This window comes from Streptomyces varsoviensis (genome assembly GCF_000718635.1).
Classification (GTDB): Bacteria; Actinomycetota; Actinomycetes; order Streptomycetales; family Streptomycetaceae; genus Streptomyces; species Streptomyces varsoviensis.
The window spans coordinates 155,696-182,303 of sequence record NZ_JOBF01000004.1; the positions used below are offsets into that span (position 1 = coordinate 155,696).

Annotated in this window: 23 protein-coding genes, 1 tRNA gene and 1 CRISPR repeat array; of the genes, 15 read left to right on the top strand and 9 right to left on the bottom strand. The window is 70.3% G+C overall.

The window, feature by feature from the left end; genetic code table 11:
• Positions 1-41: 41 nt before the first annotated feature.
• Positions 42-128 (top strand) — tRNA-Ser (locus IF55_RS09455).
• A gap of 547 nt (positions 129-675) precedes the next feature.
• On the opposite strand, the gene IF55_RS39270 is transcribed toward IF55_RS09455, so the two are convergent.
• The 7 genes from IF55_RS39270 to IF55_RS09485 all read right to left on the bottom strand — a co-directional run bounded on the left by IF55_RS39270 (position 676) and on the right by IF55_RS09485 (position 7,806).
• The gene (locus IF55_RS39270) at positions 676-852 is read right to left on the bottom strand and encodes a hypothetical protein (RefSeq protein WP_157854363.1); all 177 of its coding nucleotides are present in this window, start codon (positions 850-852) and stop codon (positions 676-678) included.
• A complete protein-coding gene (locus tag IF55_RS09460) occupies positions 849-1,211 on the bottom strand; it encodes a hypothetical protein (RefSeq protein WP_048831799.1) in 363 nt (120 codons plus the stop codon). Before IF55_RS09460 ends, IF55_RS39270 begins: the two co-directional genes overlap by 4 nt.
• 150 nt (positions 1,212-1,361) lie before the next feature.
• A complete protein-coding gene (locus tag IF55_RS09465; protein ID WP_030882480.1) occupies positions 1,362-2,204 on the bottom strand; it encodes a helix-turn-helix domain-containing protein in 843 nt (280 codons plus the stop codon).
• Complete coding sequence (locus tag IF55_RS09470) at positions 2,201-2,734, bottom strand: DUF6879 family protein (protein ID WP_030882484.1); 534 nt, start codon at positions 2,732-2,734, stop codon at positions 2,201-2,203. The genes IF55_RS09465 and IF55_RS09470 overlap by 4 nt, the downstream gene beginning before the upstream one ends.
• Before the next feature lie 5 nt (positions 2,735-2,739).
• A complete protein-coding gene (locus IF55_RS09475; RefSeq protein WP_030882487.1) occupies positions 2,740-2,949 on the bottom strand; it encodes a hypothetical protein in 210 nt (69 codons plus the stop codon).
• A 277-nt stretch (positions 2,950-3,226) separates the two neighbouring features.
• Positions 3,227-3,987: a CRISPR direct-repeat array (repeat unit 29 nt; unit sequence GTGGTCCCCGCGCACGCGGGGGTGGACCC).
• 1,110 nt (positions 3,988-5,097) lie between these two features.
• Positions 5,098-6,531, bottom strand: a complete 1,434-nt coding sequence (locus IF55_RS09480) for a M1 family aminopeptidase (RefSeq protein ID WP_048831800.1) — start codon at positions 6,529-6,531, stop codon at positions 5,098-5,100.
• A gap of 45 nt (positions 6,532-6,576) precedes the next feature.
• A complete protein-coding gene (locus tag IF55_RS09485; RefSeq protein WP_048831801.1) occupies positions 6,577-7,806 on the bottom strand; it encodes an MFS transporter in 1,230 nt (409 codons plus the stop codon).
• Between the two features lie 198 nt (positions 7,807-8,004).
• Here IF55_RS09485 and IF55_RS09490 point away from each other — a divergent pair, with 198 nt between their 5' ends.
• The 4 genes from IF55_RS09490 (at position 8,005) to IF55_RS09505 (ending at position 14,233) form a co-directional block, all read left to right on the top strand.
• Positions 8,005-9,936, top strand: coding sequence for a B12-binding domain-containing radical SAM protein (locus tag IF55_RS09490; RefSeq protein WP_078643989.1), 1,932 nt, complete (start codon positions 8,005-8,007; stop codon positions 9,934-9,936).
• A 457-nt stretch (positions 9,937-10,393) separates the two neighbouring features.
• The gene (locus tag IF55_RS09495) at positions 10,394-11,518 is read left to right on the top strand and encodes a Fe(II)-2OG oxygenase family protein (RefSeq protein ID WP_157857228.1); all 1,125 of its coding nucleotides are present in this window, start codon (positions 10,394-10,396) and stop codon (positions 11,516-11,518) included.
• On the top strand, positions 11,484-12,896 hold the full coding sequence (locus IF55_RS40000) for a glycosyltransferase family protein (RefSeq protein ID WP_211269966.1): 1,413 nt from the start codon (positions 11,484-11,486) through the stop codon (positions 12,894-12,896). Before IF55_RS09495 ends, IF55_RS40000 begins: the two co-directional genes overlap by 35 nt.
• Positions 12,896-14,233 carry a hypothetical protein gene (locus IF55_RS09505; RefSeq protein ID WP_030882504.1) on the top strand — a complete coding sequence of 446 codons (1,338 nt, stop codon included), beginning with the start codon at positions 12,896-12,898 and terminating at the stop codon, positions 14,231-14,233. The genes IF55_RS40000 and IF55_RS09505 overlap by 1 nt, the downstream gene beginning before the upstream one ends.
• A 38-nt stretch (positions 14,234-14,271) precedes the next feature.
• Here the strand turns inward: IF55_RS09505 and IF55_RS09510 are convergent, their stop codons facing one another.
• Positions 14,272-15,579 carry an FAD-dependent monooxygenase gene (locus IF55_RS09510; RefSeq protein WP_030882508.1) on the bottom strand — a complete coding sequence of 436 codons (1,308 nt, stop codon included), beginning with the start codon at positions 15,577-15,579 and terminating at the stop codon, positions 14,272-14,274.
• Between the two features lie 76 nt (positions 15,580-15,655).
• On the opposite strand from IF55_RS09510, the gene IF55_RS09515 reads away from it, so the two are divergent.
• From IF55_RS09515 to IF55_RS09525, 3 genes are all read left to right on the top strand, one after another.
• Complete coding sequence (locus tag IF55_RS09515) at positions 15,656-16,216, top strand: TetR/AcrR family transcriptional regulator C-terminal domain-containing protein (RefSeq protein ID WP_030882512.1); 561 nt, start codon at positions 15,656-15,658, stop codon at positions 16,214-16,216.
• 209 nt (positions 16,217-16,425) lie between these two features.
• The gene (locus tag IF55_RS09520; RefSeq protein WP_030882515.1) at positions 16,426-16,827 is read left to right on the top strand and encodes a hypothetical protein; all 402 of its coding nucleotides are present in this window, start codon (positions 16,426-16,428) and stop codon (positions 16,825-16,827) included.
• A gap of 449 nt (positions 16,828-17,276) precedes the next feature.
• Positions 17,277-17,516, top strand: a complete 240-nt coding sequence (locus tag IF55_RS09525; RefSeq protein WP_030882518.1) for a chaplin — start codon at positions 17,277-17,279, stop codon at positions 17,514-17,516.
• 232 nt (positions 17,517-17,748) lie between these two features.
• On the opposite strand, the gene IF55_RS09530 is transcribed toward IF55_RS09525, so the two are convergent.
• Positions 17,749-18,867, bottom strand: a complete 1,119-nt coding sequence (locus tag IF55_RS09530; RefSeq protein ID WP_063763924.1) for a bifunctional DNA primase/polymerase — start codon at positions 18,865-18,867, stop codon at positions 17,749-17,751.
• A 321-nt stretch (positions 18,868-19,188) separates the two neighbouring features.
• On the opposite strand from IF55_RS09530, the gene IF55_RS09535 reads away from it, so the two are divergent.
• The 7 genes from IF55_RS09535 (at position 19,189) to IF55_RS09565 (ending at position 26,347) form a co-directional block, all read left to right on the top strand.
• The gene (locus IF55_RS09535; protein WP_030892747.1) at positions 19,189-19,494 is read left to right on the top strand and encodes a hypothetical protein; all 306 of its coding nucleotides are present in this window, start codon (positions 19,189-19,191) and stop codon (positions 19,492-19,494) included.
• 292 nt (positions 19,495-19,786) lie between these two features.
• Positions 19,787-21,076 carry an acyl-CoA dehydrogenase family protein gene (locus tag IF55_RS09540; protein WP_048831802.1) on the top strand — a complete coding sequence of 430 codons (1,290 nt, stop codon included), beginning with the start codon at positions 19,787-19,789 and terminating at the stop codon, positions 21,074-21,076.
• Positions 21,077-21,159: 83 nt separating this feature from the next.
• A complete protein-coding gene (locus IF55_RS09545) occupies positions 21,160-22,167 on the top strand; it encodes a bifunctional MaoC family dehydratase N-terminal/OB-fold nucleic acid binding domain-containing protein (protein WP_078643992.1) in 1,008 nt (335 codons plus the stop codon).
• Between the two features lies 1 nt (position 22,168).
• Positions 22,169-23,269, top strand: a complete 1,101-nt coding sequence (locus tag IF55_RS09550; protein WP_030892755.1) for an acyl-CoA dehydrogenase family protein — start codon at positions 22,169-22,171, stop codon at positions 23,267-23,269.
• A gap of 26 nt (positions 23,270-23,295) precedes the next feature.
• Entirely contained in the window at positions 23,296-23,829 is a 534-nt protein-coding gene (locus IF55_RS09555) for a MaoC family dehydratase (RefSeq protein ID WP_078644031.1), read from the top strand.
• Positions 23,826-24,992 carry a lipid-transfer protein gene (locus IF55_RS09560; RefSeq protein WP_030892760.1) on the top strand — a complete coding sequence of 389 codons (1,167 nt, stop codon included), beginning with the start codon at positions 23,826-23,828 and terminating at the stop codon, positions 24,990-24,992. The genes IF55_RS09555 and IF55_RS09560 overlap by 4 nt, the downstream gene beginning before the upstream one ends.
• Before the next feature lie 227 nt (positions 24,993-25,219).
• Entirely contained in the window at positions 25,220-26,347 is a 1,128-nt protein-coding gene (locus tag IF55_RS09565; protein ID WP_245661124.1) for a DUF1906 domain-containing protein, read from the top strand.
• The last annotated feature ends 261 nt before the right edge of the window (positions 26,348-26,608 follow it).

Sequence of the window (26,608 nt, forward strand, 5' to 3'; positions counted from 1 at the left end):
CCGCTAGGCTGTAACCGCTCCGCAGCAGGTAGGCGGGGCGAGGAGGCTTGCCCGAGCGGCCTAAGGGAACGGTCTTGAAAACCGTCGTGGCAGCGATGTCACCGAGGGTTCAAATCCCTCAGCCTCCGCCGAGGTCGGCGTATGCACTGGCCAGAAGGGGTGCCCCAGTCCAAGGGGCGCCCCTTTCGCATGTGTCCTGTCTCCCTCTGATCCGCCCCGCCCCTGTCACGTTGCCGACCAGTGTTTGTGGACCGGCGTGGACCAGAATTTGACCGAGTGGACCCGAGAAAGCCCAGGTCATGTTGGTCGCTCGGCAACTTGGATGGACCGGCCCACGCGGCAGCGAGAAGGACGCCGTCTCACCGCTGACGGGGGCGACGTGCTTGATGATTCGCCTCGACAGCACGGATCAACTTCTTCGCAAGCCTGAGAAGGATGCTGCTCTTCCGGCGGCGGAGCGGAGGTCGCATACGTCGGTGAGCTGACCGGAGCCGTCGGGATTCTCCAGCCAACCGATGCCTTGGAAGGTCATGTGTGCGGGAGGGCAGGGGAGTTCCCAGCCCGAGGGCTTGACGGAGAGTTCTTTCACGTCGGCGAGGTGGGTCCGGTCCCGGCCCCGTCGCCTACGAGCCGCCAGGCGAGGTGGTGTTCCGAGTAGGCCAGCACGGGGCCGGTCTATTTGTCCATGCGATGGAGCTCCCGCAGTACGACGTGGGAGCGCAGCAGCGACGCCTCGACCACGGTCCACGACGTGGAGGTGACGAGCGCGAACTCGCCCGCTTCCCAGGACCACTGCACGTGGCGAGGGTGGGGCACGCAGGAGAGGAGCCAGTCGTTGCCGGGCGAGGTCATGGCCTGCTCCCGTGTTCCGTCAGGAGCGTGCGCAGGAGCTGCGGGGCGACGAGCGGTTCGGGGTGGCGGCAGCGAGGAGCGACGAGCCAGTGGAGGCCGGCCGTATCGGCGTCGAGCGTGCCGTTGAGCACGACGTAGCAGCACTCCCCAAAGGCGACAGTCCCGGGCACTGACCACCGATCAGCGGTTCCGGCGGGAGTCAGGAAGTAGACGCGGGTTTTGGGGCCGCCGGGGTCGCACAGGACTGGGCCGGTGTGCTCGCCAGCAGCGTGCTGGAGCTGAGCAGCGACGACACGTCCGAGGGAGCCGTCGACAACGATGGCGTCCCACCATAGCCCCGCGGCCACTGCGTCGATCACGCCATCGAGCGGCAGCCACGGCGGACGGATGCTGAGGGGTGAGAATCTGCGTGCTGGCCTCATAGGGAGCAAGGTAGAGAGCGGTGTTTCTCCGAATCCGCCGTGTTTCTCGGAGTTTCTCGTCGGTTGTGGCGAATTTCGGGATGTTGCTCACGCGAGGTCCAGCGTCGCCCTCGCGCGGGCGATGAGCCGCTGCGCGTGCTGGCCGTACACCGCGACGGAATTCAGCTCATTCCAGAGCTTCAGGTAGAGCGCGACGTCGTCGGCCGCGTCGAGCCACAGCTCGGCGTTCCAGGTGTCGGCGATGACGAGACTGCCGTCCATGACCCAGAACCCATGTTTCGGCGAGACCCGCATCCGTACGCCGAAGGGGATGATCCCGAGCGTGACGGTGTCCATCCCCGGAAGGCCGGCAAGCCGGTCGAGCTGCGCGACCATGGATGCCGGGGAACACCGGAGCGTATGAAGCGCGGCTTCCCAGACCACGGCCTGCACGAGGTGCCCAGGCTGGTACAGGGCCTCCTGCCGCTTCATGCGGGCCCGGACCCCGTCTTCGATATCGCGGGGCGTTCCGTGCCGCTCGGAGACATCGGTGAGCACGCTGCGGGCGTACGCCGGCGTCTGGAAGAGGCCGGGGACGATCGCGGGCTCGAACAGGCGGATGCTGCGGGCCTGCTGCTCCTGGACAGCGTTGAGCTCCTGGACCACGCGATGCCCGGCGGCCAGTTGTCGGCGCCAACTGCGTTGGCGGGTCTCCAGGCCGCGCAGCCGGCCTTTGAGCTCGTCCGCGTTCGTTGGCTGGCCGGTCTCCCGGGCCCAGGAGTCGAGGTCGCCGAGGGTGGCGGTCTGCCGCCCGTTCTCCAACTTGGAGACCTTCGACGGCGCCCACCCGCACTGGGTGGCGAGCTGCCTGACGGTGAGCCCGGCCTCGGTACGTAGCTCACGCAGCCGCGCACCGAGGGCGACCCGGGCCTGCTGGAAATCAGTGCTCACACACGGGAACGTACCTGGTCGACGAACTCCTCGCGCCGAAGCGCGTAGTGCCAGGCAGCATCCCGGAGTTGGCAGTAGCGGACGATGAGCGGAGGAGCTTCGATCAGCTCTGCTCCGAGGTACTCGTCGGCTTCGTCGAAGTGCAGCAGAAGCGCCCGGCGGGAGTCGAAGAGCCAGAAGTCCTCTGCGGGCAGGCCGAGCTTGTCGGCGTCGGCGCGCCACAGGTGCCGGATGTCCTCACCTGCGGCGATGTTGTTCACCGCGCTGGCCAACAGGAAGCGCTGCCCGTCGCTGGGCGGCTCGTCGAGCACCCGCACCCGCTCGATCCGCTTGCCCTGCGCGACCTGCTCCTCGATGTTGGCGGTCCACGCGGACGGCGCCAGCCCGAGATCCTGGCCGCGCAGGAACTGGGCGTAGCGTTCACCGCCTACGTCGGACGCGTAGGAGCGGCGGGTCTCCAGCCGCCAGGCGGTGTGCTCGAACTCCCGGAAGTAGTCGCCGAAGGTGGCGTCATCGATGAACTCCGGCACGCCGGCTACTCCTTGGGCCCGAAGCGTACGAGCAGCTCCCGCGGCACGACGACGAACCCCTCATGGGGAGCGACGTCCTTGAGCTGCTTGACGTCCTCGGGGTCGGTCACCGCCACCCCCTGTACGAGGATCTCGCCGCTGTCGAGGTCCTCGTACAGCGTCGGGCACTTCCCCTCTTCCGAAGTGGTACCGATCATCTCCAGCCTCCGGGCCATGATGTCCTCCACGTCCTGGCCGGCCTCCTGACCGACGTGGAGCGCACCGTAGACCCACGAGCGAGAAACGCACCAGCGCGGCAGTGATGCACAACCTTGGTGCTGGCCGCACGTGCACCCACGCCACATAGGGCGCATCACTTGGGCTGGTCGGTACCCTGCCTATGCGCTGCTCTGGGAAGGGCGGAGATTACCTGTGTATTTACCCCGAATGCCGGACTCTGTAGAAGTGAGTAAAAACGGCCACCATCCCGCATAGCACTGCAGGTCACGGCCTGTGGTCCCCGCGCACGCGGGGGTGAACCCCGCCCGCAAGAGCCGCAGCGACCGACAGAACCGTGGCCCCCGCGCACGCGGGGGTGAACCCTCATCCGCGCCGAAGTCGCCATCGCGTACGCCGTGGTCCCCGCGCACGCGGGGGTGGACCCCTGCACCAGCACATCGACGCCGCCCGTGGCCTGTGGTCCCCGCGCACGCGGGGGTGGACCCCACCCGAGATGGAGAACGTTGCTCGTGACGAGGTGGTCCCCGCGCACGCGGGGGTGGACCCCTGGGCAGTGCCGATGAGGCCATCCAGAGCGTGTGGTCCCCGCGCACGCGGGGGTGGACCCCATGATGGCAACGGGCAGGTTGGTGCCGGCCAGTGGTCCCCGCGCACGCGGGGGTGGACCCCACCGACCACCGTAAGGATTTTGTGATGGGTAGTGGTCCCCGCGCACGCGGGGGTGGACCCGCCCGGGCCCTGGAACTGGCCACCCAGGTTGCGTGGTCCCCGCGCACGCGGGGGTGGACCCCGGGTCTGGCCGACCTCCTACCGCGGCCCCGTGTGGTCCCCGCGCACGCGGGGGTGGACCCAGCACGGGCGCGACCAGGCGCCGCATCAGCGCGTGGTCCCCGCGCACGCGGGGGTGGACCCGTGGCGCGCGTGTGAGCCAGGGAGGTCTGCACGTGGTCCCCGCGTACGCGGGGGTGGACCCGAGGAAGCGACGCTGCCGTGCGTGGCTTTCTGGTGATCCCCGCGCCCGCGGGGGTGGGCACTCACCCCGAGGACAGCGATGGGCCGAGCTGATCTCGTTATGCGTCCCGTCCTTGTCCATGGCCTGCTCCTGCCGGGCCGGAGTCTTCGGCCCCCCGCCGCGCCCGCACGGCACGATCGAGGGCGGCCGGACGGGCGGGACGGGCGCCCGCATGGTCGACGGCGGGCGCAGTCCCTGCAGGTGCAGTCTTCGCGGCACAGGTCACGGAGGGGCCGAGGACGGCGGTGGCCAGCGCATCACCGGAACGCCCGCCCTTCTGCCCGCCAACCTTCCTGCCGGCGCGGTGGAGGGCTCCGGCCGTCGCGTTGAGGGCTGCGGCGTTACGGCTGAACAGGCCCATGACGGCCCGCTTTCGTACGGTGGTTGTCGAAAGCAGGGCGTGCCCCGGGCCGGATTCGATCCGGGCTGTGGCTCAGCGGCGCGGGGCGGCGGCTGCGGCCGGAATGAATTCGGTGTGCGCCTTGCGGGCCCGGCCTCCCGCCGTATCCACGGCCGCGTAGTCGAGTGGGGCTTCGTGTGCCGCTCTACATGTGGGGCGCGGATCTTGCCTGCGGTAGACACGACGGCCGGGTTTCCCGCGGCGTTCATCAGGCTGATGGCCACGGGAGTGTTCCAGCCCGGGCGGTATCGCTGGCGGGCTGGCCACGTGGTGCTCGTTCGGTGGGCGGCCTTGGCTACGAGGGTGACGAGCCGTTCGGCCTCTCCGCGGGTGGTGCGGCCAGATGCCACGGCGCGGGCGAGACGAGCGGCTTCTCGTACGGGAGCCACTGCGGTCGGCAGACGTGCGGCGCCCGGTACGGTCTCGGCGGCGCTCGCCGATTTCCTGGGCGTCTGCGGCTTCTCGGTGAGCCGACAGTCAGGAAGAGGGTGTGGACTGGCAGGCCAGCGGGCGAGCCCGGCCCGCAGCATGGCCAACCTGCGGCCAGAGGTACGTCACCTGCTTGCCCCTATAGGGCATCACCGCAGGTCAAGGCCCTGTCAGTTGCGTTGGTCGAACGACCTTCAAAACCGTCGTGGCAGCGATGTCACCGAGGGTTCAAATCCCTCAGCCTCCGCCGAGGGCAGCGCGTTAGCCGGCCGAAGGGGCACCCAGGGGGGCGAAGAAGGGGCCTCAGGGGGTCGGGTGCCAGTTGGGGTGGCCGGGCATGGGGGGTGTTTTGGGGTTGTATAGCCAGTTTTTGAGGACGGTGGTGGCGGAATCGCTGCCGGAGACCTCGCGGACGATGTTGATGTAGTCCTGGGTCGAAATCACTTTGTGCTGGTACCGGTTCGCGGCGGTCTGTTCGATCTTTTCGAAGGTCTGGGGGCCGACGGACTGGCGCAGGGCGTAGAGGGCGAGGGCTCCGCCCGTACGTTGGGTTATTCCGGTTTTCGAGTAGTCGCCCGGTTCGGCGGGGGCTCCTTCCTCGTCACGGATGCCTTGGTCTATTCCGTACTCTTCGCGCATGGCCGCTTCAAGGGCCTTCTCCGAGCCGGGGTTCTCCGGGTCGGACGCGTACCACTGCCCGTACAGGTGGGCGTGGCCCTCCGCGAGCCAGAGGTCGGCGCCGAAGTTGTCCTTCGGGGTGAGGGAAGCGCCGAACCACTGGTGGGTCATTTCATGGACCATCAGGTAGCCGCCGAAATCCTTTCCCGGCTCGGGAAGGGGGAGGGTGGCCAGGGTCGCGCTTTCGAAGGCCGCGGGGGCGAGGGCGGCGAAGGTGCCGTAGGTGGTGAACGGATAGCGGCCCAGTTTGGCGGTGAGCCAGTCCAACTGCCGGTCGGTGCGGGGGGTGAGCAGGGGCCGCAGCCGGTCGGCCTGGTCGGTGGGGACGACATCGCGGATGGTGACGCCGTCCTGCCTGGTGTGGGTGTTGACCTGGGTGTACGGGCCGACCGCGAGCTGATTGTCCATCGTGGGCACGGGGTGGCTCAGCCGGTACGTGCGCGTGGTGGTGCCGCCCGGGGCCTTTTTGGTGCTGGTCAGGTCGCCGTTGGCGATGCCGGCGAGGTCCGAGGGGGCCGTGACGTGGAAGGTGTAGGTGGCCTTGTCGGTGACGTCGTCCTTGCACGGGAAAACGCGATGCGCTGTTCCAGGGCTCTGCGGCTCGATGATGAAACCGCGGTCGGTCTCCAGCCACGGCATGTGCTGCTGCTTTCCCGGATGCTCGGGGTCGTCCGGGTTCTTTCTGGTCACCACGAAATCGACGCGGACCGTGAAGGCGGAGTCCTTGGGCAAGGGCTCGGTCTTTATCTTCAGCTTCTCGCCCTCGGTAACGGACTCGGCGGGCCGACCATTCACCGTGACCTCGCCGACCCGGCCTCCCGCGAAGTCCAGGCTGACGTCCTTGAGGTCTTCGGCGGCCTTGGCCTTCATGGTGGTGGAGCCTGACATGTCCCGGGTGTCGTCCTTGTATTCCAAAGACACGTCGTAGTCCAGCGCGTCGTATTCCCCGGTGTTCGCGGAGCGCCCGCGCCCGTCGTCAGCGAGCGCCGCACTGCCGCAGGCCATGGACGCGCACAGGCTGATAGCGGCTGCCAGGATCACGTGCCGTGTGTACTTCATGACCGTACGGTAGAAGCGTCAAGTGATCAGGTATTGCTGAGGAAGTCACCGCTGTATGACGGTTCCCGGCAACGGCGCGGCTCCGTCGGCCGGAAGGCTCGCGGACGTACGGGCGTACGGCAGCCAGCGGGGCATGACGAGGGCGAGCAGCAGCGGTACCACCGCGAATCCGGCGATGACGACGGGGACGCCGCCCCACAACGAGCCGACGCCGTAGGCGATGTAGAAGACGATGGCCACGGCGTCGGTGCCGAGGCCGGCGACCGAGGTCACGGTGGCCCGCGCGCCGCACTCGATGGCGTCCTGGAGGCGCGCCTGGGACAGCACGATGGAGAGCTGGACGATCCCCAGGCACAGCGCCACGGGCACGATGCCCCAGGGGGTGCCGCTGAGCGAACCGGCGGCGAGCAGGGCCGTGGCCGCGAGGAGCGCGAGCGCGAGAGAGCGCGGGCGCAGGCCGGCGAGCGGGCCGGCGAGCCAGCCGCCCAGCGCCTTCGCCGCCACCGCGAGGACCACCAGCGCCGGCACGACGGCCGTGGCCACGCCGGTCGACCTCACCAGCAGCGGAAGGTACTCGTCGATGACGAGGACCGCGGGAAGGACCGCCGCCACCGCGGCCGCGCGCCGGACCACCGGGCTGCCGCGCAGTTCGGCCAGGCCGGTGCGCAGCATCGCGAGGAAGCCCGCGCGGTCCCGTACCGTACGGGCTCCGCCAACGCCACCATCGCCCTCGGCCGGTGTCCGCGGCGGCGCGGGCAGACGCGCCGCGACTGCGGCCGTGGCCAGGCAGACCAGCGCGCTGGCGGCCTCCACCAGCGCGTAGTGCCCCAGGGCGAGCAGCGGTGTCGCCGCCAGGGTGGCGACGACGTTCGCGGCCAGCGCGCCGGTACGGGCGCGGCCCAGCAGCGCCGGAAAGCTCGCCGTGGCCTCCTTTTCGGCCAACTCGTCGTAAACCAGGGCCTCCAGCGTCCCCGAGGTCAGCGCGTGGCACGCGCCCCACAGGAGGACTCCGACGACGAACGCCGGATAGGTCGGCAGGAATATCCAGAGGGTGAAACTCGCCGCGCGCAGCACAGCGCCGAGCGCGAGCAGCGCCCGGCGCGAAACGACGTCCGCCCAGGCCCCCGAAGGGACTTCCAGCGCCAGGGCGGACACCGCCAGCAGACCGAAGAGGGAGGAGACCTCCCAGGCGCTCAGCCCGGAATCCGTGAAGCGGAGAGCGGCGACGGGAACAAAGGGAATCAGGTCGTTCAGTGCGGAGAACGCATAAAGCATTCTCCGCAACGTGCGTAACTCCGGTGAGCGGTGCGGGTATTCAGTCCGGGAAGTCCGCTCTCTTCTCCCCATTCACCTGCTCCCTCCACAAGCGCGTGTCCGCCAGTGGTACGAGGCGCGAAACCTGCTGTCCCGCTCCGGCACTGTGACACAGACTGGGAAAGGGTCCAAGTCGTCGTTCCCACGGGGGGCACTTCCATGCGAGTGCTGCTCATCAAGCCGCCCATTCGCGCCTGCATGGTCGAGGTCGGCCGGCACGTTCCCGTCGGGCTGGCCTATTTATCGGCCGTACTGCGGAAAGAGGGACACCACACCGAGGTGTTCGACTCCCTCGCGTATGTGGAGGACAACCACATCGTGGGCGAGAAGGACCTCACCGAGATCGAGCGCACCAAACTCCTGCACCATCCGCGCTGGCGGCACGTGATGCACTGGGGCGCGCGCTGGGACCGTATCGAGGCGGCGCTGCGCGAGCGCCGGCCCGACATCATCGGCATCTCCTGCATGTTCACGCCGTTCTACGAACCCGCCTACGACCTGGCACGGCTGGCCAAACGCGTACACCCCGAGGCCACCGTCCTGCTGGGCGGGCAGCACGGAACGGTCTGCTTCCCGCACGTCCTGGAGGTGCCCGAGATCGACGCGGTGGTGCTCGGGGAGGCCGAGACGACGATCGGCCCGCTCGTGACCGCCCTCGAACACGGCCGGCGCCTGGACGGCCTGTCCGGCATCGCCTTCCGCTGCGGCGAGGGCCGCTGCGCGTGCCCGGAGCCGGGCGCGCCGCACGTCAGGCCCCGTGCGCCGTTCGTCGCCGACCTCGACACGCTGCCGATGCCCGCCGCCGACCAACTGGACTTCTCCCGGTACGACGACGCGGCCACGCTGATCACCAGCCGCGGCTGCCCCTTCTCCTGCACGTTCTGCACCGTGCACGCCACGGTGGGGCGGGAGTTCCGGGCGCGGTCCCCGGAGAACGTCGTCGAGGAAATCCAGCGCTACGTGGAAGAATTCGGGGTGCGACGATTCCTCATCGAGGACGACAACTTCACCTTCGACATCGACCGCGTCCATGAGATCTGCCGTGTGATCAGGGACCGCGGGCTCGATGTGCGGATGCGGCTCCCCAACGGCATCACGGTGGTGAAACTCTCCGAAGACCTGGTCCGGACAATGGTGAAAGCCGGCTTCGAAAGCCTCTTCTTCGGCCTGGAGACGACCGACGCGGCACGGCTGCGGCAGATGCGCAAGGGCTTCACCTCCTTGTCGAAGGTGGCCGCCGGGGCATCTCTCTTCCGCCGCTACGGACTGGATGTCAACGGATCGCTTATCGTCGGGCTGCCCGCCCAGAGCCTGGGCGAGATAGCGCAGGACTCCGTGAACTGCGCGCTGGCCGGCGTCCGCTTCTACACGAACCCCTTCTATCCGATCCCCGGCTCCCCGGACTATCAGACGTGCCTGACATCGGGCCTCATCGACGCGCTCACCGAGCCCGCGCTGTTCGACCAGTACAACTTCGCTTTCGGCAATGGGAAGTTGTCGGCGCGCGAGATGTACTGGGCCTGGGTGGTCACGCAGGCGATGGCCCTGTGGCCGAAATACTTCGCGGAAGGCAGCCTGCGCCGGGAGCGGGGCGCGGTCCCGCTCGACGAGGCGGCGCGTCGGCTGGTCGCCGCCAGCCGGGCGCTCCAGGCGACGGGCCGGCGCCCGGACGTGCCCGCGCTGGTCACGGACTTCACCGTGCGGGACGCGGCGCTGTTCATCCGTACGCATCCGGAGGGGTGCTTCTGCGCCACTCAGCGGGTGGTGGGGAACGGGGCTGGTGGCAAAGGGGCCCGTGGCCACAGGGTCGGCGGCAACGCTGAGACCGGGGCCGGCGACGGCGTACGAGGGGCCGATGACGTCTGCCTGTACTCCGGTGATGTCATCGCCGCCGCCCTGTCCGCGTACACGGGCTCGCCGTACCTCGCCGAGCAAGTGACGTCGGCCGCCGCCGGGGACGAGGAAGGGTGCACCTTCCGGATGCGGCCGACCGACACCGAGCCGCTCGCGCGCATCCTCCGGGAGTTCGTCGCCCGGCTGGACGCGACCCGGCGCGAACCGGCGCCCGGCCTGATCCCGCAGACCGTGTGAGGAGGGCGGCGGGTTCGTCGGTGGTGGCGGGCTCGTCGGTGGTGGCGGGTTCGTCGATGGTGGCGCTCCGGTGCTCCCGCGCTCCGGGGCCCCCGTGCTCCGGCGCTTCGGCGCTCCGGGGCTCCCGTGCTCCCGTGCTCTGGCGCTTCAGCGCCTCAGCGCCTCAGCGCTTCGGGCATGGAACTTCGCTGAAGTTTTCGTCGTTCTTCAGATGTGTCGAACGGGGAGACGACGGCAGCAAAGGGTGAAAAACCCTCCGGGGGAGCGATTCATGGCGGTGTTGACGGGTAACTGACGGTTTGACTAGCCTTTGCGTCATCTTCTCCACCGAGAAGTCGATGACCGGGAACCGGAGACCCCGCCCCCGGCGCGATTCCCTTCTTGGCCTGCCCCCTCTGGGTCCTTGGTCTGCCCTCTCCCATCTTCGAGAAATGCTCCCCAGCTCATCACGGCTGCGATGCAGGTCGCGAGTGTTCTTCCTGTATGCGGTGACTTCCAGAACGTGCGCGTGCTCGGCCATTGTCCAGCTCGAACGAATCGTCCTGCGGAGGTTTTTCACATGTGGGTCAATGTCGAAGAAATCACGGATACGGATTTCGCTTTCGAGCGCGAGGAGACGGCGAAGCTCAGTGACCTCCTCTTGCAGATCGACACCGATCCCTACGCCGACGCCGGCTACCCCGCCTTCGAGACCGCGGTGGCCGGCCTTCTCGATGACGGGCGAATCCCGCAGCGGTTCAAGGAGTTCTGCGACGAGGCGCGGGAATGGCCGAAGTCCGAGCACCCCGTCATCACGCTGAAGGGGTGCCCGATCGATCCGGACCTGCCCTACCTGGACTTCTCCGACCCGGTCGTCGACAAGCGGCGGCGCAAGAAGACGTACGTATCGGAGGCGTTTCTGCTGGTCTACGCCCTGCTGATGAAGCAGGAGCCGATCGGCTACGCCAATGTCAACGACGGGGACGTGTTCCAGGACATCCACCCGTGGGACCGGCTCGCGCATACCCAGTCGCAGAAGGCGCTCGCCGATATCGGGTTCCACAAGGACCTCGCGAATCATTTCGTGCGGCCCGACTGGGTCAATCTGCTGGGGCTCCGGCAATCGGCGGAGACCTTCGTCTCCACGTCGTACACGCGGAATATAGACGTTCTCGATGATCTCTCCGAGAGTCAGCGGGAAGTGCTCTCCGAGCCGAACTTCTACACGCCTTTCGACGACCTCACCGTGGCCGGGAACAATGTGCAGCTCGGCGAGGCGGAAAAGCATCCGGTGCTCGGTGGGGCGTCGGAGTACGACATCCGCGTCTTCGAGAACAGGACGATCGGCCTGACGCCCGACGCGCAGCAGGCCGTCTACGCCCTCGTCAAGCTCCTCCACCGGCACAAGAGGCGCTTCCGTATTCTCCCGGGGTTCTTCCTCGGGGAGGCGAACAACGAGAGCATCCACTGCAAGGAGATCATCTACACGCCGTCGACCGAGGCGCTACAGCACCGTTGGCTGCAGAAGACGGTGAACGTAGCGGATTCGCAGCAGCACGCACACCACTTTGTTCCGGGTAGAGATCGGATTGTCAATGGCTAGCAGGGGCCACGCGGTCATCGTTCTGGCGATCGATGGCGTCACCACGCGCGAATGCGGTATCGGAGTGGCCGTCTCGCAGTATTTCAAGGCGTACGATGCCGTGCTGGCGGCGGCGGGGATCTCCGCCGCCGAGCCGATCAGCCTCTTCGCGATCGGCCCGCGTGTCGCCGAGACATCACCGGACTACCGACCGGACCTGGTGCGCGAGATTTCCGCCCTCTGCCACCGAACGGGGGGCTCGCTCGGTACCTATCCTGTTCCGGATGACGCCTCCCTCAAAGCCGCGTGGGGCCTCGCGAGCCCCGCGAAGTGGGAGCAGGCTTGCGTCGAGTCCAGCGCGCTGATCTCCGGCATCGCGCAGCGCTTCGAGCGAGTCACCGTGATGGTGCACGGCATCATGCTGGCGAATCTGCGGTCCTACGTTCAAGAGGACGACAGCGTTCGCCTCTTCTTCGTCGCGCACAGCCTGGGCATGGCCGGGAACGACAAACTGGCCGAGCAGCGCGTCGCCTGGGAGACAGCCGGTTTCGGTGCGATGTGCCGGACGCCCGGGGACAAGGTCGCGTACGTCAGCATGTTCACCCGGTCCCTCCTGGCCGATTCGTACGGAATCCCCGACGATCGCCTCATCCCTTTTCTGAACGGGATCTGGGCCGACGACCCCAAGTACAGGACCGACACCGCCCGTTCGCAGCAGGTGCTCGACCAGTACGGCATTCCGGCGGGCCGGGACCTGGTGTTCTCCTGGGGGCGGTGCGTCCCGAGCAAGGGTTTCGACCTCATTCTCGACGGCTGGGGGGAATACCAGAGGCAGTGTCCCGAAAGGACGGAGCACCTGGTCCTGCTGATGCCCAGCGCGGTCGCGCCGGCCGACCACGTAGCGGAGCTGAGGAAGCGGTGCGACAACCTCGGCCCGCAGTCCGTCACCCCGGTCTTTGATTTCTCGGACGAACTCCCGGCCGCCATGCTGGCATCGGCAAGACTGCGCGGCCTGGTGTTCGCCAGCGAATTCGAGAGCTACATGCTCACGGCCGCGGAGGCCATCAAGTTCAGCGCCCCGAGCGTGCAACACGTCTACTACGACATCCCGCCGGTACGCGAGCAGTACGAGGGCATGCCGAACTCCCACGCCTTTACGGACAGGACCCCGGGCGATCTGGCGAAGACGCTGGAAGCGGCGTTGAGCTGCGGCGCTTCGGGAACGAAGGAGCCGCCGTCGTTCGTCGCCGAGGCGGGCCGGTTCACGCAAGCCTGCCTGACCAGCATCGGCACCAGGGCCGGCACCAGCCGTGGAGCCGAGCCCAGCCCCGGCCCCGGGCCCGGCCCCCGCCCCGGAACCAGCACCAGCACCTGCACCAGCACCAGCATCGGCACCTGATGGGCGAGGGCTCGAAAGCCCGGCTGATACGCACGAACATCATCTTCGGGCTGCTCGGTGCCTCAGTGTCCGTCATCGGCGTCCACGCCTACGAGGCCGCGGAGATTTTCGGCCGGGCATCCGTCGCTTCCACCGTCCTACAGGTCAGGTTCACCGGCGCGCTCCTCGGCTCCCTCGCCCCCGCGGTGCTCTGCCGGTGGGTCGCCGGCCCGACCGTTCTGAACATGCTGCTGACCGCCAAAACGGCGGCGCTGGCAATGCTCGTATTCGGGAACTCCGTGCTTCCCGTGACGCTCTCCGGCGATTTCCTCCTCGGCCTGACGACTGGCGGATGCCTGGTCTATCTCTCCACTCAGGCCGTGAGCTCACCCGACGGCACGCCGAACACGCTCGCCGTGACGATCCAGCAAGCCTCGTTCGGATTGGGCGCGACGTTCTCCCTGGTCATGGAATCACTCCACCTCGCGCCGGCGGACTGGCATGTATCAACCACCGTCTTCGGCGCCCTGCTGATCTCCTTCGCCGCCATCACCGGCATGGCCGGAATCACCGGCATCGCCGGCATCGCCGGAATCACCGGAATCCGTGAAGACAGCGGAATGAGCGGAGTCACCGCCATCACCGCATGGCGCCTGTCCGTCTCCTCTCGAAAGCGAACGGAAAGAGCCCCCGAGGCGCCCGGCCCCCGAGCGTGGTTCCGGGGTGTCGCGCCCGCCCGGATGAGAACCATGGCCCTGCTCTACGTGCCGCTGTACGGGGCCGTCTTCCTCTACGCGGGCGTCGAGAACGGCTGGACGGGGTGGCTCTACACCTGGCTCACCCAGACAGCGGGCGCTTCCGGCCGGACGACGGAACCTCTCCTGCTGCTGGCCTACTTCTGGGGCATGGTGACGATCGGCCGCAGCGCCGCCGTACTGGTCATGGGAAAGTACCGGCGAATCCCCAAGGAGGTCCTGGGCATCGCGTCCGCCGCGCTCGTCGCGCTGGCCTCCGCCCTCGCCTGCCTGAACCTGGGCTTCGCCCCGGTTCTCGTACTGGCCGTCTTCATCGGCCCCATCTACCCCGCGGTCCTCTCGATTTTCGGCAGCCTTCCCCATTCCGGGTATCTGGCCATCGCCATGGCCTCACTCGCGAGCACCCTCGGCTCGACATTGGTGGCCAGCAACATGGGGTACGTCATACGGTCCGCCGGGCCGGCCTCCTTCCCCGTGGCGATGACCGCCCTCGGCCTCGTACTGGTGCTCTCCATGCTCATCGCGGCAGCGCTCACGCGGAACGCGACCTCCGCGCACAGCACGCCCGTGTCGACCGGCGACGTACGTCAAGTGGCCCCGTAGGAAAGGGTCGAGAAAGAACGGGTGGGGGGAAAGAGAAATCAGGCGGCGCTGAGCGGGGCCGGGTCGGCCGGGAGGTGCCAATTGCCGCCGCGGTCCTCTTTGGAGAAGCGGGCGGCGAGTTCCGGTATGTGAAGGAAGGAAGCGATCCCGGTGGCGGCGTGGAAGGCGTCGATCGCGCGTTGGGTCAGCGGCATGCCCAGGCGCAGCAGCCGCGGGTTGACCTCGCCCTGGATCTCGTCGACGAAGGGGCGCAGCGTCCTGTCGTAGTTGGCCAGGGCGGTCGGCAGGTCGTCGGGGTGGCGGTTGATCTCGCCGGCCAGGACGTGGGCGCCGACGAGGCCGCCGGAGACGCCCATGCCGCTGTAGGGGGAGGCGCAGTGCGCGGCGTCGCCGGCCAGGGCGACGCGGCCCCTGGACCAGGTGTCGGTGCGGACCTGGACGATCTCCTGGGAGTAGAAGAACGGGCTGGTGCTCATGGACTCGATGAAGCGCCCGGTCTGCCAGCCGGCGTCGCGGAACCGGTCGGCCCAGAACTCCCGTTGGCGTTCGACGGGCGCGCGGTGAATCGCGGAGGCTTCCTCGGATTCCTCCCGCAGCACGAAGTACACCTGTGTCTCGGTCGCGTTGTGGCTGCGCCGCATGATCTGGCGGCCTCCCGGGACCATGTAGGTGTCCCGGATGTTGGTGTCGGAGGCGATGCGCGGCACGAACCAGTAGGCCATGTGGATGCCGACGCGCCAGTACGGGTCGTGGCCCCGCGGCAGCAGCGCCCGGCGGATGCGTGAGCCCTGTCCGTCCGCGCCGATCAGCAGGTCGAAGTCGCCCGAGGAGCCGTCGGAGAAGCGCGCGGTGACCTTGGGCTCGTCCGAAGCGGCCGCAGCGGCCGAGGGGGCCGGGGCGCCCGAGCCGTCCGAGGTGTCGTCCTGTTCGAAGCCGTCCACGCTCGTGCCGTAGACGAACTCGGCGTCGTCCTTCGTCGCGTCGTGGAGGACGCGGACGAGATCGCCGCGCATGATCTCGTACTCCGAGGTGAGGGTCTGCCGGCCCTTCCCGGAGGTGTTGGCCATGATCGTCGCCTTGGCCCTGCCGCGGGCGTCGATGAACGCGACGCCCGCCTCGTCCACGAGCGCCTCGCGGACGGTGTCGAGGAGGCCCATGCGGCGTACGGCCTCTATGCCCTGTCCCCGCAGGTCGACCTGGGCGCCGGCGGCCCGCAGCGCCGGGAAGCGCTCGGCGACCGTCACCCGGTGGCCGCCCCGCGTGAGCCAGAAGGCCAAGGCGTGGCCCGCGACGCCGCCGCCGGCGATGAGTATCCGCAGGGAGGGGGCTCCCGCTGCTCCGACCATCGTCGCACTCCGAAATCTATCGGTGAATGGTTTTTTCAGCGTCACCTATCAGCGATAGGTTGTCAACGTGACCAAGATGAACCGCGAGACTGTCATCACCGAGGCGCTGGACCTCCTCGACGAGGTCGGGCTGGACGCCGTCAGTACGCGGCGGCTGGCGAAGCGCCTGGGCGTGGAGCAGCCGTCGCTCTACTGGCACTTCCGCACCAAGAGGGATCTCCTGGCCGCCATGGCGGAGGCCGCGATGGCCCCCCACATGGCCGAGCCGCTGCCGACGGCCGGGGACGACTGGCGCGACTGGTTCCGGGAGAACACGCGGAGCTTCCGCCGCGCCCTGCTGGCGCGCCGGGACGGCGCACGGCTCCACGCCGGCACCACCCCCGCCGGCGACCTCGACCGGGTCCGCCGCAAGATGGCCTTCCTCACCGCCTCCGGCGTGCCCGAGCGGGACGCGCAGATGGCGATGCTCGCCGCGGGCCGTTTCACGGTCGGCAGCGTCCTGGAGGAACAGGCCGAACCCGCCCCCGGCGACGCCCCGGAACTGCCCGCCGACGTGCCGGTGATCGACCACGACGCGGCATTCGAGGCAGGCCTCGACCTCATCCTGGACGGCCTGGCGCGGCGGGCCGCGAGCTGACGGCCTCCGCTTGAGGGGCAAACACCCTCGCATTCACGTAGTTACGCCACGCAGACCCTCCGCGACTTTCCGCTCAAGCCCACTCCGATGCGGGTGTCCGACGACGTTCTCGGTGATCTGCGGGGGGCTCGTGTTGCGAGCGATGCGGGCCGTTGGACGAGGGGGCGGCGGATTGCTCGTACGGGGCCCCGGAGGGCTACGTCCGTGAGATGGCCGAGTATTGGCGGGACGGTTACGACCGGCCTGCGGCCGAGGCCGCCATCAATGCCTACGAGCACCCGGGCCTCATCGAATTTCCGGACATCAACTTCTGGAAAGAGTCGGGCCTTTGGCACGCTGATGACGGAACTACGCCGCCGGAGGGGGCGATATCGGCGGGGTCGTCTCCAGCCGGCTCGGCGTGGGTCTTCGCGCGCGACCGCACCCCGGTCGTCCAAGACCCCGTCGGCCTCACCTTCGTCGCGTGCGAGAACCCGCCCGGGGCCCACACCGCCCACGAGCGCGTACGGGCGTTCAAGACCGGTCCGCAGGGCGCATGGTTCAACCACGTCAACGTCAACGCCCATGACGAGGGCGGCCACTTCACCCCCTGGAAGTGCCCCGACGCGTGAGTGAGCGGCCTCCGCCGCACCTTCCGCGGCCGCAGGCCCTGAAGCCGTGACGCGGAAATCCGGAAACCCAGGCGCCCGGGAATCCGGGAAACCGGTATACCCGCAAGGGTTTTCCGGCCAGTCGGGTGATAAGTCGGATCGTCTTCACCCGGTGGTATTGGGGCGTTCGGGGAACGCGTCGCGGACAAAGGCCGCCGGTACGGGGAGGGAGCCGGCGGCATGGCGGGGGCCGGTCGGGGGCAGATCACTGTCGGGCGCTCGGTCGTACGAAAGGCCCGCGGAATGCGAACCATTGATCGCCTGGCGTTGGTTCGTGCCGCTTCGCTGCCCATTTCATTAATCCCTTTGGGGGTAAACCCGCGTGGCGGTGCCCTGTTGGAGGAGATCTGGGGTGCTAAGCGTCGAGGCTGTTCACCAACACGTTGTGACACGTATGGAAAGGGAATGCCATGTCGCGTATCGCCAAGGCCGCCATCCTGACCGCCGCGGCCGGAGCCGCTGTTTCCGGAGCCGCTGGAGTCGCCTCCGCGGACGCCGGTGCCGCGGGCGGTGCTGTCGGGTCGCCGGGTGTCATCTCCGGGAACGAGGTTCAGATCCCGATCCACATCCCGATCAACCTGTGCGGCAACTCGATCGACATCATCGGTCTGCTCAACCCCGCTTTCGGCAACACCTGCATCAACAAGTAATACCGGCGGCAAATAGGCGGTGCCTTCAGCAATAGGCGGTGCCTTCGGCGATGGGTGACGCCCGTGGCAATGGGCGGCGCCCGCCTCCGTAAGCAGTCGGTGTCGGTAAGCGGCCGGAATCCAGTACCACCTGCTGTGCAGCATGAAGCCGCGCACTCCTCGCGCCTGTGGCGCTCACCACGATCGTGGTGAGCGCCACGCGTCGTTTCGGGGCGCCGCTGAACGGTCCCTCCTACGAGCAGCCGGGCCGGCGGCCGTCGTACGAGCCCGCCTGGGCAGCCGTCGTACGAGCAGCCTGGGCGGCCGTCGTACGAGCCGCAGAGGCGATGGTGGCGCGGGCCTCGCGCGCCGGGAGGCCGGTGCGGAGGGCGGCTTCGAGGAGGGCGGGGGCCAGTTCGTCGCCCGCCCCGGATTCGTACGCGCGGCAGGCGGCCCAGAACAGCCGGTCGTTGCGGTGGCCCGCGCGGGAGTTCCGCACGAAGTCGACCAGCCGCGCGCCGGGGTCGGGAAGAGCGGGGTCGGGAAGAGCGGGGGCGGGGCGGCGCGGTGGAGGGCGGCGGTTCGCCGTCGGGGGCGGGGCCGCCACCAAGTCGAGCAGCGCGGCGGGTACCGGGGCCGGGGGCCAGCTCGGGCCCGTGGGGGAGAGCCGGTACGTGCCCCTCGGCGTGTACGAGCCGGGGCCGACCAAGTAGCCGCCGGCGCCCCGGATGTCGATTCCGGGGGCGGGCCGGCCCACCGCGTTGGGCACCTCGCGGCCGGGCGGCCCGGTGAACCACAGATGGCGCCCGCCGCCCGGCGTGAGCACGGTGACCGTGAGCGGTACGGCGAACCCGTGCGCCCTGGCCAGCCTCCGGAGGGCCGCCGTTCCGTCCGTACGCCCCTTGATGTCCAGGTCGACGCCGATGAGGTGCCGCGGCGGCGTACCGCAGGCGATTCCGTAGCCGGTGGCCCAGGGGGCGGCGGCGAAGAGGGCGCGTACGGCCGCGGGTTCGGCGGTGGCGTCATGGATGCCGTGGCCCGGGCGGCCGCATTCGCCGCGGCACTGGGCGTGGCCCACGGACGCCGCGTCGCCGTCCGCCCGGTGCGGGGAGCGCACCGCCGGGAGCTTGCCGCTCGTCAGCGGGATCACCGCCAGTCCGTGGTCCGCGGCGGCCAGGGCATGGGCCAGCGCTCTGGCGTGGGCCAGGGCTCTGACATGGGCCGGCGCTCTGGCGCGGCGCTCGGAGCGGGCGGCGAGGGGGGCGGTGGGGTCGGCGGGGGGATTGGTGGGGTCGGTGGGGTCGGTGGGGTCGGCGAGAGGGCCGGTGGGGTCGGTGGGGTCGGAGCAGGCCGTGCGGTCGTCGGAGGCCATGCCGTCATGTTCGTACGTGCGTTCGATGAAAGGAAGTGGCGCGGACAGTTTTTCCCGCCGTTCCGGACAGTTCTTCCGACCGTCTTTCCGCAGGTGGGGCTAGGGATACGAGTGGGGCTGAGGGGTGTGCGGAGGGTTGCTGGCGCGGCGGAGGTTTGACACGAGTTCATTCCCCTTGCGAGCGAATCGGACCGGGACGGGTGGCCTCCGGGGGATTCGGTGGGCAACTCTGTGGACGCGACGTCGTACCCCCCGCCGAGGCAGTCGGCCAACCGCCTGGCGCCACCAAGCAGCAGTTGCAACATCCCTGGAGGAACAGACATGGCAAGCACCCGCACCGCCCGCGTTCTCGCCGCTGTCGCCGCTCTCCCGCTGGCCGCCGCGCTCTTCACGGGCGTCGCCCAGGCGGACAACGGCGCCCTTGCCGGCAGGGGCTCGAACTCGGCGGTAGCCGGTGTGGTGGGCAGCGGCGTCGGGGGCAACAACCTCGGCAACTCCACGACGACCCAGCAGGTCGCCACGGGTACCGGCGCGTCCAACCAGAACAACACCGCGAACGTCAACGGCTCCGCCTTCACGGCGATCGACCAGGACACCACCACCATCAACTTCACCAAGCTGTGGTGAGCCCATGACTCGATGAGAGTCGAGGGGAGCGGTCGAGGTCTGACGGTCGCGCGGCGGCACTCCGGTGCCGCCGCGCGACCGCCTTTTTGTGCGCGGGGCGCACGGGCCCTCCGTGAGCCGGACGCACGGACCTTTCACGCGCCGGACGCATGGGCCCTCCGTGAGCCGGACGGGCCTTTCGGCGCGGGACGTACGGGCTTCTTCGCGCACCGGACGCACGGACCTTGACAGGCGTCGGGAATCTGACGGACAGTCAGAAACCCTGATTCCCGCTCAGCGGAGGTACGCGCCCGTGCACCTCGCCCCCACCCCCGCCCAACAGCGGCTGCGCGCCGAACTCCGCGCGTACTTCCGCGAACTGCTGCCGCCCGGCGGCCCGCCGGACGACCCCGCCGAGCAGCGCCGGCTGCTGCGGCGCATCGGCGCGGACGGCCTGCTCGGCATCGGCTGGCCGAAGGAGTACGGCGGCCAGGGGCGCGGCCCGGACGAACAGTTCGTCTTCTTCGACGAGGCGTACCGGGCGGGCGCCCCCGTCTCGATGGTCACGCTGAACACCGTCGGCCCGACCTTGATGAAGTACGGGACCGCGCGCCAGAAGGAGTACTTCCTGCCGCGCATCCTGCGCGGCGAGACCATCTTCGCCATCGGCTACACCGAGCCCGACGCGGGCACCGACCTCGCCTCGCTGCGGACCAGGGCCGTACGGGACGGCGAGGACTGGCTCATCGACGGCAACAAGGTCTTCACCAGCAACGCCCAGCACGCCGACTGGATCTGGCTCGCCTGCCGTACGGACCCTGAGGCCGCGAAGCACCGGGGCATCTCCATCATCCTCGTGCCGACCGACGCGCCCGGCTTCTCCTGGACCCCCATCGAGACCGTCGGCGGCCTCACCACCACCGCGACGTACTACGACGCGGTGCGCGTGCCCGCCGCCAACCTCGTCGGCGAGGAGAACGCCGGCTGGGGGCTGATCACCAACCAGCTCAACCACGAGCGCGTAGCTCTGGCCGCCATCGGCTCGCAGGCCGAGGACTTCTACGCGGCGGCCCTCGCCCACGCCCGTACGGCCGACCCCGACACCGGCCGCCGCCCCGCCGACCGGCCCTGGGTACGGGCCCGCCTCGCGGAGGCGCACGCGCGGCTGGCGGCGACGCGGCTGCTCAACTGGCGGCTGGTCGACGACGTCGGCGCGGGCACGCTGAGCCCAGGCGACGCGAGCGGCGTGAAGTTCCTGGGCACCGAGAGCACGGTGGAGGTGTACCGGATGTGCCAGGAGGCGGTGGGGGAGACCGGGCTGATACGGGCCGGGTCCCCCGGCGCGTTCGGAGGTGGGAGCGGCGGGGGCGCGGGCGAGGGCGTGGACGGCGAGGGCGTGGCCGGCGACGGCTTCGTCGCCGCCGGCGAGCTGGAGCGGATGAACCGCGCCGCCCAGATCAACACCTTCGGCGGCGGCGTGAGCGAGGTGCAGCGCGAAATCCTCGCCATGATGCGGCTCGGCATGCGGAAGGGGCCTTCTCGCAGGGAGCGCTCTGGCGCGGAGGCGAACGTACGGAGCGGGCGGCGGGGAGGCGAGCGGTGACGGCAGCGGGTACGGGCGGGGGCGCGGACGTGCGTACGGGCGGGAATGCTGGTGGGCGTACGGGCGGGAGCGCGGATGTGCGTATGGGCGCGGGACCGGCCGCGGGCGCCGCTGCCGCGGCCGAGGAGGACCCCCTGTACGAGCGGTTGCGGGCCTACGAAGGGCAGGCCGCCGCCAACTCCGGCGTCGGCAAGGACCCCGTCAACGAGCCCATGATCCGGCACTGGTGCGAGGCGATGGGCGATGCCAGCCCCGCCTACCCCGCGGTCGCCCCGGCCACGATGTTGCAGGTCTGGACGATGGGCGGGCTGTCGGGGAACGCCGGGCGGACGGGCGTGTACGACGAGCTGTTCGCGCTCCTGGAGGAGGCCGGGTACACCTCGATCGTCGCGACCGACTGCGAGCAGGAGTACTTCCGGCCGCTGCGCCCCGGCGACCGGGTCACCTTCGACGCGACGATCGAGTCCGTGTCGCCGCGCAAGACGACGAAGCTGGGCACGGGGTACTTCGTCACGACGCGCATGGACGTACGCGTGGACGGCGAGACGGCGGGCACGCACCGCTTCCGCATCCTCAAGTACACCCCGGCGGCCAAGCGGCCGGGGAAGAGCGCCCCGGGGCCGGCCCCGCAGCGGCCCCGGCCCGTCGTCAACCGCGACAACGCCGGGTTCTGGGCCGGCGTCGCGGAGGGCAAGCTGCTCATTCAGCGCTGCGACGCCTGCCGGACGCCGCGCTTCCCCTGGCTGCCGGGGTGCGGCGGCTGCGGCTCGGCGGACTGGACGGCGTTCGAGGCGTCCGGCGCGGGCACCGTCTACTCGTACGTCGTGATGCACCACCCGCCCTTCCCGGCCTTCGACCCGCCGTACGCGGTCGGCCTGATCGAGCTGGCGGAAGGGGTGCGGATGATCAGCAACGTCACCGGGGTGCCGTACGACAAGGTGCGCGTCGGGATGCCGGTGGAGCTGGAGTTCCTGCGGGTGGACGCGGAATTGACCCTCCCGGTCTTCCGCGCGACGGGGGACACCGGGCCCGGCCCCTCTGAGACCGGCCCCTCTGAGACCGGCGCCGCCACGTCCGGAAAGGGCCGCTGACATGGACTTCACCCCCACGCCGGAGCAGCGGGCCGCGCGCGAGCTGGCGGCGTCGATCTTCGGCGACCTGTCGACCCACGAACGGCTCAAGGCCGCCGGCACGGGCTGCGACCCCGAGCTGTGGAAGACCCTGTGCGCGTCCGGGCTGCCGGGCGCCGTGGAGGAGGTCGGCCTGCTCGGGCTCGTACTGCTGCTGGAGGAGCAGGGGCGGACGACGGCGCAGGTGCCGTACGCGTCCACCTGCGCGTACGGCCTGCTGCCCGTCGCCGCCCACGGCACCGACGAACAGCGGGCGCGGCTGCTGCCGGGGCTGCGGGACGGCACGCTGGTGGCGGCCGGGGCGTTCCCGCCGCGCGCGGCGACCGCGATACGGGACGCCTCCTGCGACGACCAGGGCGGCTGGCGGCTGACCGGCACGTTCCCCGCCGTGCCGTGGCTGCGCGAGGCGACGCATGTGCTCGTACCGGCCCGGCTGCCGGACGGCGTCGAGACCGGGTGCTTCCTGACGGAGGTCGGCGCGGCGCGGTCCGGGGGGCCCGTGGATCCCGTTGATCCCGTGGCGCCCGTGGAGCTGACCGCGCCCTGGTCGGCCGGGCGGCTGACACTGGCCGGGGCGCCCGCCGAACGGCTCGGGGCCGCGGACACCTGCGCTTCCGTGCTGGCCGTGGCCCGTACCGCCTTCGCGGGTCTCCAGGCCGGGGTGTGCGCCGGTTCGCTGGCGCGCGCCGTCGAATACACCACGGCTCGCGAACAGTTCGGGCGGCCGCTCGCCGCCAACCAGGGCGTGATGCTACGGGCCGCCGACGCCTACATGGACACCGAGGCGATACGGGTCACCGCCTACGAGGCGGCCTGGCGCCACGACGAGCACCTGCCCGCCCGTACGCACGCGCTGACCGCCGCGTGGTGGGCGTCGGAGGCGGGGAAACGCGTCGTGCACGCGGGGCAGCATCTGCACGGCGGTATGGGCGCGGACCTCGACCACCCCGTGCACCGGCACTTCCTCTGGGGCCGCCAGCTCGACGCGTACCTCGGCTCCGGCCCCGAACTCCTGGAAGAACTGGGCGAGTTGTTGACCGACGACGATCGGGAGGCGGCGTGAACAGCCGGCGGCCGGACCCGGAGGCGGTGCGGACGGGCGACCTGCTGCCCCCGCTGCGCGTCCCCATCACCCGCACCCTCATCGTCGCGGGCGCCATCGCCTCCCGCGACTACCAGGACGTGCACCACGACGCGGAAGCGGCCAAGGAGAAGGGGTCCCCGGACATCTTCATGAACATCCTCACCACCAACGGCCTGGTCGGCCGCTACCTCACCGACTACTTCGGGCCGGACGCCGTGCTGCGCAAGGTCGCGATCCGGCTCGGCGCGCCGAACTACCCGGGGGACGAGATGGTGCTGACCGGCGAGGTGACGGACGTGGCCGGGGAGGCGGCGGACGGGAGCGGGACGGCCGTGACGGTGGCGGTGCGCGGCCGGAACGGGATCGGCCACCATGTCACGGGGGCCGCGACCGTACTCGTCGGCGACAGCGGCCGCCGTTCCCGCGAGGACGGCGACCGCCGTTCCCGCGATGGCGACTCTTCTCGTGACAGTGGCCCTTCCCGCGACGGCGACTCTTCCCGCGACGGCGGCCCTTTCCGCAACGGAGGTGCCGCATGAGCGTGCGGCGCGCCGACGCGCTCGGCGGGAAGGCCGCGATCGTCGGCATCGGGGCGACCGAGTTCTCCAAGGACTCCGGGCGCAGCGAGCTGACGCTCGCCGCCGAGGCCGTGCGCGCGGCCCTGGCGGACGCCGGGCTGACGGCGGCCGACGTGGACGGCATGGTCACCTTCACCATGGACACCAGCCCCGAGATCACCGTGGCGCAGGCCGCCGGCATCGGGGAGCTGTCCTTCTTCTCGCGCGTGCACTACGGCGGCGGCGCGGCCTGCGCGACCGTGCAGCAGGCGGCGCTCGCGATCGCCTCGGGGGTCGCGGAGGTCGTCGTCTGCTACCGCGCGTTCAACGAGCGTTCCGGCCGCCGCTTCGGCTCCGGGGTGCAGCGGCGCGAGCCCTCCGCGGAGGGCGCCGCGCTCGGCTGGGCGCTGCCGTTCGGGCTGCTCACCCCGGCGTCCTGGGTAGCGATGGCCGCCCAGCGGTATCTGCACGCGTACGGGCTGGCCCCCGAGGTGTTCGGGGAGGTCGCCGTGGTCGACCGCCGCCACGCGGCACGGAACCCGGCCGCGTACTTCTACGGGAAACCGATCACGCTCGCCGAGCACGCCGCCTCGCGCTGGATCGTGGAGCCGCTGCGGCTGCTGGACTGCTGCCAGGAGACCGACGGCGGCCAGGCGCTCGTCGTGACGAGCGTGGAGCGCGCCCGCGACCTGCCGAACCCGCCCGCCGTCATCACCGCCGCCGCCCAGGGCGCGGGCCGCGGCCAGGAGCAGATGACCAGCTTCTACCGCGACGAGCTGACCGGGCTGCCGGAGATGGGCGTGGTGGCGCGGCAGCTCTGGCGTACGAGCGGACTGGCGCCCGGCGACATCGACGTGGGCATCCTCTACGACCACTTCACCCCGTTCGTGCTGATGCAACTGGAGGAGTTCGGCTTCTGCGGGCCGGGGGAGGGGGCGGGGTTCGTGGCCGCCGGCGAACTGCCGCTCAACACGCACGGGGGCCAGCTCGGCGAGGCGTACCTGCACGGCATGAACGGCATCGCGGAGGCCGTGCGCCAGCTCCGGGGCGACTCCGTCAACCAGGTGGCCGGGGCGGAGCGGGTACTGGTCACGGCGGGCACGGGCGTTCCCACGTCCGGGCTGCTTCTCGGCGCAGACGGCTGAACGGGCGGCGTCACAGCACGCTATGACGCTGTGTCGGCACTTTCATTCGGCGTATGAACCGACTGATCTCACTGAGTCGCCTGGTCTCACTCGGCCGCTTGGTCCCACTGAGCCGATTGATCCCACTGAGCCGTCTGATCCAACTGAGCCGCCTAGTTCCATTGGGCCGCCTAGGTCTGCGGGCACGTCTAGTCTCACTGGCCCGTCTAGCCCCGCTGGGCCGCCGGATGCCATTGACTCGGCGGAAGCACTTCCTGGGGTGCGCCGCCGCGCTGACCGCGACGGCCGTCTCACTCACCGGGGCCATGGACGCGCAGTCCGCCTCCGCGGCGGGGACGGCCGGCGTCGCCGAGCACGCGGCGGGCGCTGCCCCGCGCCCCCGGCCGGCCGACGACCCCGACCCCGTGGCGGACGCCATCGCCGACGCGACCGACGCCGCGAACGCCGCCGGTGCCGGAGACTTCGATGGCCCCGGTCCCGGCCCCGGCGACATCGGCGACGAGATCGGCCGGGCGCTGGAGGACGAGCGGGCCGAGGCGGCCGATACGCGGGAGAAGCCCGGCGCCGGCGAGGAGCGGACGGGCGCCGGGCAGCTCTCCGCGGCCCGTGCGACCACGGGCGACCCGCGCGCGGCCGGCGCCACCGTCTACAAGGGCCGGGCCTTCGACACCTGCCACGCCCCGTCGCTGACCACCCTCCGCGCCTGGCGCTCCTCTCCGTACCGCGCCGTCGGCGTCTACTACGGCGGCCGCGGCCGGGCCTGCCCGAACCAGCCGTACCTCGGCCCCCGCTGGATGCGCGGCGCCCGCGCCATGGGCTGGCGGGTGCTGCCCGTGTACGTCGGCTCGCAGTCGCGGTGCGTGGGCAGCGCCCACAAGAAGCACGTGCCCATCGGCGCCCGCCCCTGGACGCAGGGCAAGGCGGAGGGGCGGGACGCGGTGCGCCGGGCCAAGGCGATGGCCATGGCGCCGCGCAGCGCGCTCTACCTCGACATGGAGGCGTACAACTTCCGCAAGAAGGGGTGCGCCCGTACGACCCTCGCGTTCATCCGCGGCTGGAGCAGGACGGTGCGCGCCCACGGCTACCTGCCCGGCTTCTACAGCAGCGCCGACTCCGGCGTACGGCACATGGAGACGGCGCGCCGGGCCGGGGTCAAGGACCTGCCCGCCGTGATGTGGTTCGCCCGCTGGCACATGGGGCCGTCCGTCAACAAGGAGCGGTCGCTGGCGGGCGGGGCGTGGCAGCCGCACCGCAGGATCCACCAGTACGCGGGGGACGTGACCGAGACGCACGGCGGCCGGCGGATGAGGATCGACCGGAACGCGGTGGACGCGCCGGTGGCGGTCATCAAGTGAGGGGAGGGCGGGGGCGGCGGGTGAGCCTCGCCCCCGCCCCCATCTCCTGCCCCCCATCTCCCGCCCCCTGCCCCCGAAGGATGACCGGCTGTCATCCGTTCCGGGCTTGCCCGCGTCATCCAGGGCGGGGCCGTGCGGACGGTACGGGGCCGGGGGCGGGGTCCGGGGGGAGCGATCGGGGCCCGCGGGGCCCTGGGCACTCGGGGCGCCCACCCTGAGGGACCCTGATCGCTCTCCCCCTGGAGGAGGTGGGGAAACCCC

What these genes read in the sequence shown, in the direction of transcription:
- IF55_RS39270 (WP_157854363.1), bottom strand. Translation starts at nt 852, where the DNA reads ATGACCTCGCCCGGCAACGACTGGCTCCTCTCCTGCGTGCCCCACCCT.
- IF55_RS09475 (WP_030882487.1), bottom strand. Translation starts at nt 2,949, where the DNA reads ATGGCCCGGAGGCTGGAGATGATCGGTACCACTTCGGAAGAGGGGAAG.
- IF55_RS09480 (WP_048831800.1), bottom strand. Translation starts at nt 6,531, where the DNA reads ATGAAGTACACACGGCACGTGATCCTGGCAGCCGCTATCAGCCTGTGC.
- IF55_RS09485 (WP_048831801.1), bottom strand. Translation starts at nt 7,806, where the DNA reads ATGCTTTATGCGTTCTCCGCACTGAACGACCTGATTCCCTTTGTTCCC.
- IF55_RS09490 (WP_078643989.1), top strand. Translation starts at nt 8,005, where the DNA reads ATGCGAGTGCTGCTCATCAAGCCGCCCATTCGCGCCTGCATGGTCGAG.
- IF55_RS09495 (WP_157857228.1), top strand. Translation starts at nt 10,394, where the DNA reads ATGCAGGTCGCGAGTGTTCTTCCTGTATGCGGTGACTTCCAGAACGTG.
- IF55_RS09505 (WP_030882504.1), top strand. Translation starts at nt 12,896, where the DNA reads ATGGGCGAGGGCTCGAAAGCCCGGCTGATACGCACGAACATCATCTTC.
- IF55_RS09510 (WP_030882508.1), bottom strand. Translation starts at nt 15,579, where the DNA reads ATGGTCGGAGCAGCGGGAGCCCCCTCCCTGCGGATACTCATCGCCGGC.
- IF55_RS09515 (WP_030882512.1), top strand. Translation starts at nt 15,656, where the DNA reads ATGAACCGCGAGACTGTCATCACCGAGGCGCTGGACCTCCTCGACGAG.
- IF55_RS09520 (WP_030882515.1), top strand. Translation starts at nt 16,426, where the DNA reads ATGGCCGAGTATTGGCGGGACGGTTACGACCGGCCTGCGGCCGAGGCC.
- IF55_RS09525 (WP_030882518.1), top strand. Translation starts at nt 17,277, where the DNA reads ATGTCGCGTATCGCCAAGGCCGCCATCCTGACCGCCGCGGCCGGAGCC.
- IF55_RS09530 (WP_063763924.1), bottom strand. Translation starts at nt 18,867, where the DNA reads ATGGCCTCCGACGACCGCACGGCCTGCTCCGACCCCACCGACCCCACC.
- IF55_RS09535 (WP_030892747.1), top strand. Translation starts at nt 19,189, where the DNA reads ATGGCAAGCACCCGCACCGCCCGCGTTCTCGCCGCTGTCGCCGCTCTC.
- IF55_RS09545 (WP_078643992.1), top strand. Translation starts at nt 21,160, where the DNA reads ATGGGCGCGGGACCGGCCGCGGGCGCCGCTGCCGCGGCCGAGGAGGAC.
- IF55_RS09550 (WP_030892755.1), top strand. Translation starts at nt 22,169, where the DNA reads ATGGACTTCACCCCCACGCCGGAGCAGCGGGCCGCGCGCGAGCTGGCG.
- IF55_RS09560 (WP_030892760.1), top strand. Translation starts at nt 23,826, where the DNA reads ATGAGCGTGCGGCGCGCCGACGCGCTCGGCGGGAAGGCCGCGATCGTC.
- IF55_RS09565 (WP_245661124.1), top strand. Translation starts at nt 25,220, where the DNA reads ATGCCATTGACTCGGCGGAAGCACTTCCTGGGGTGCGCCGCCGCGCTG.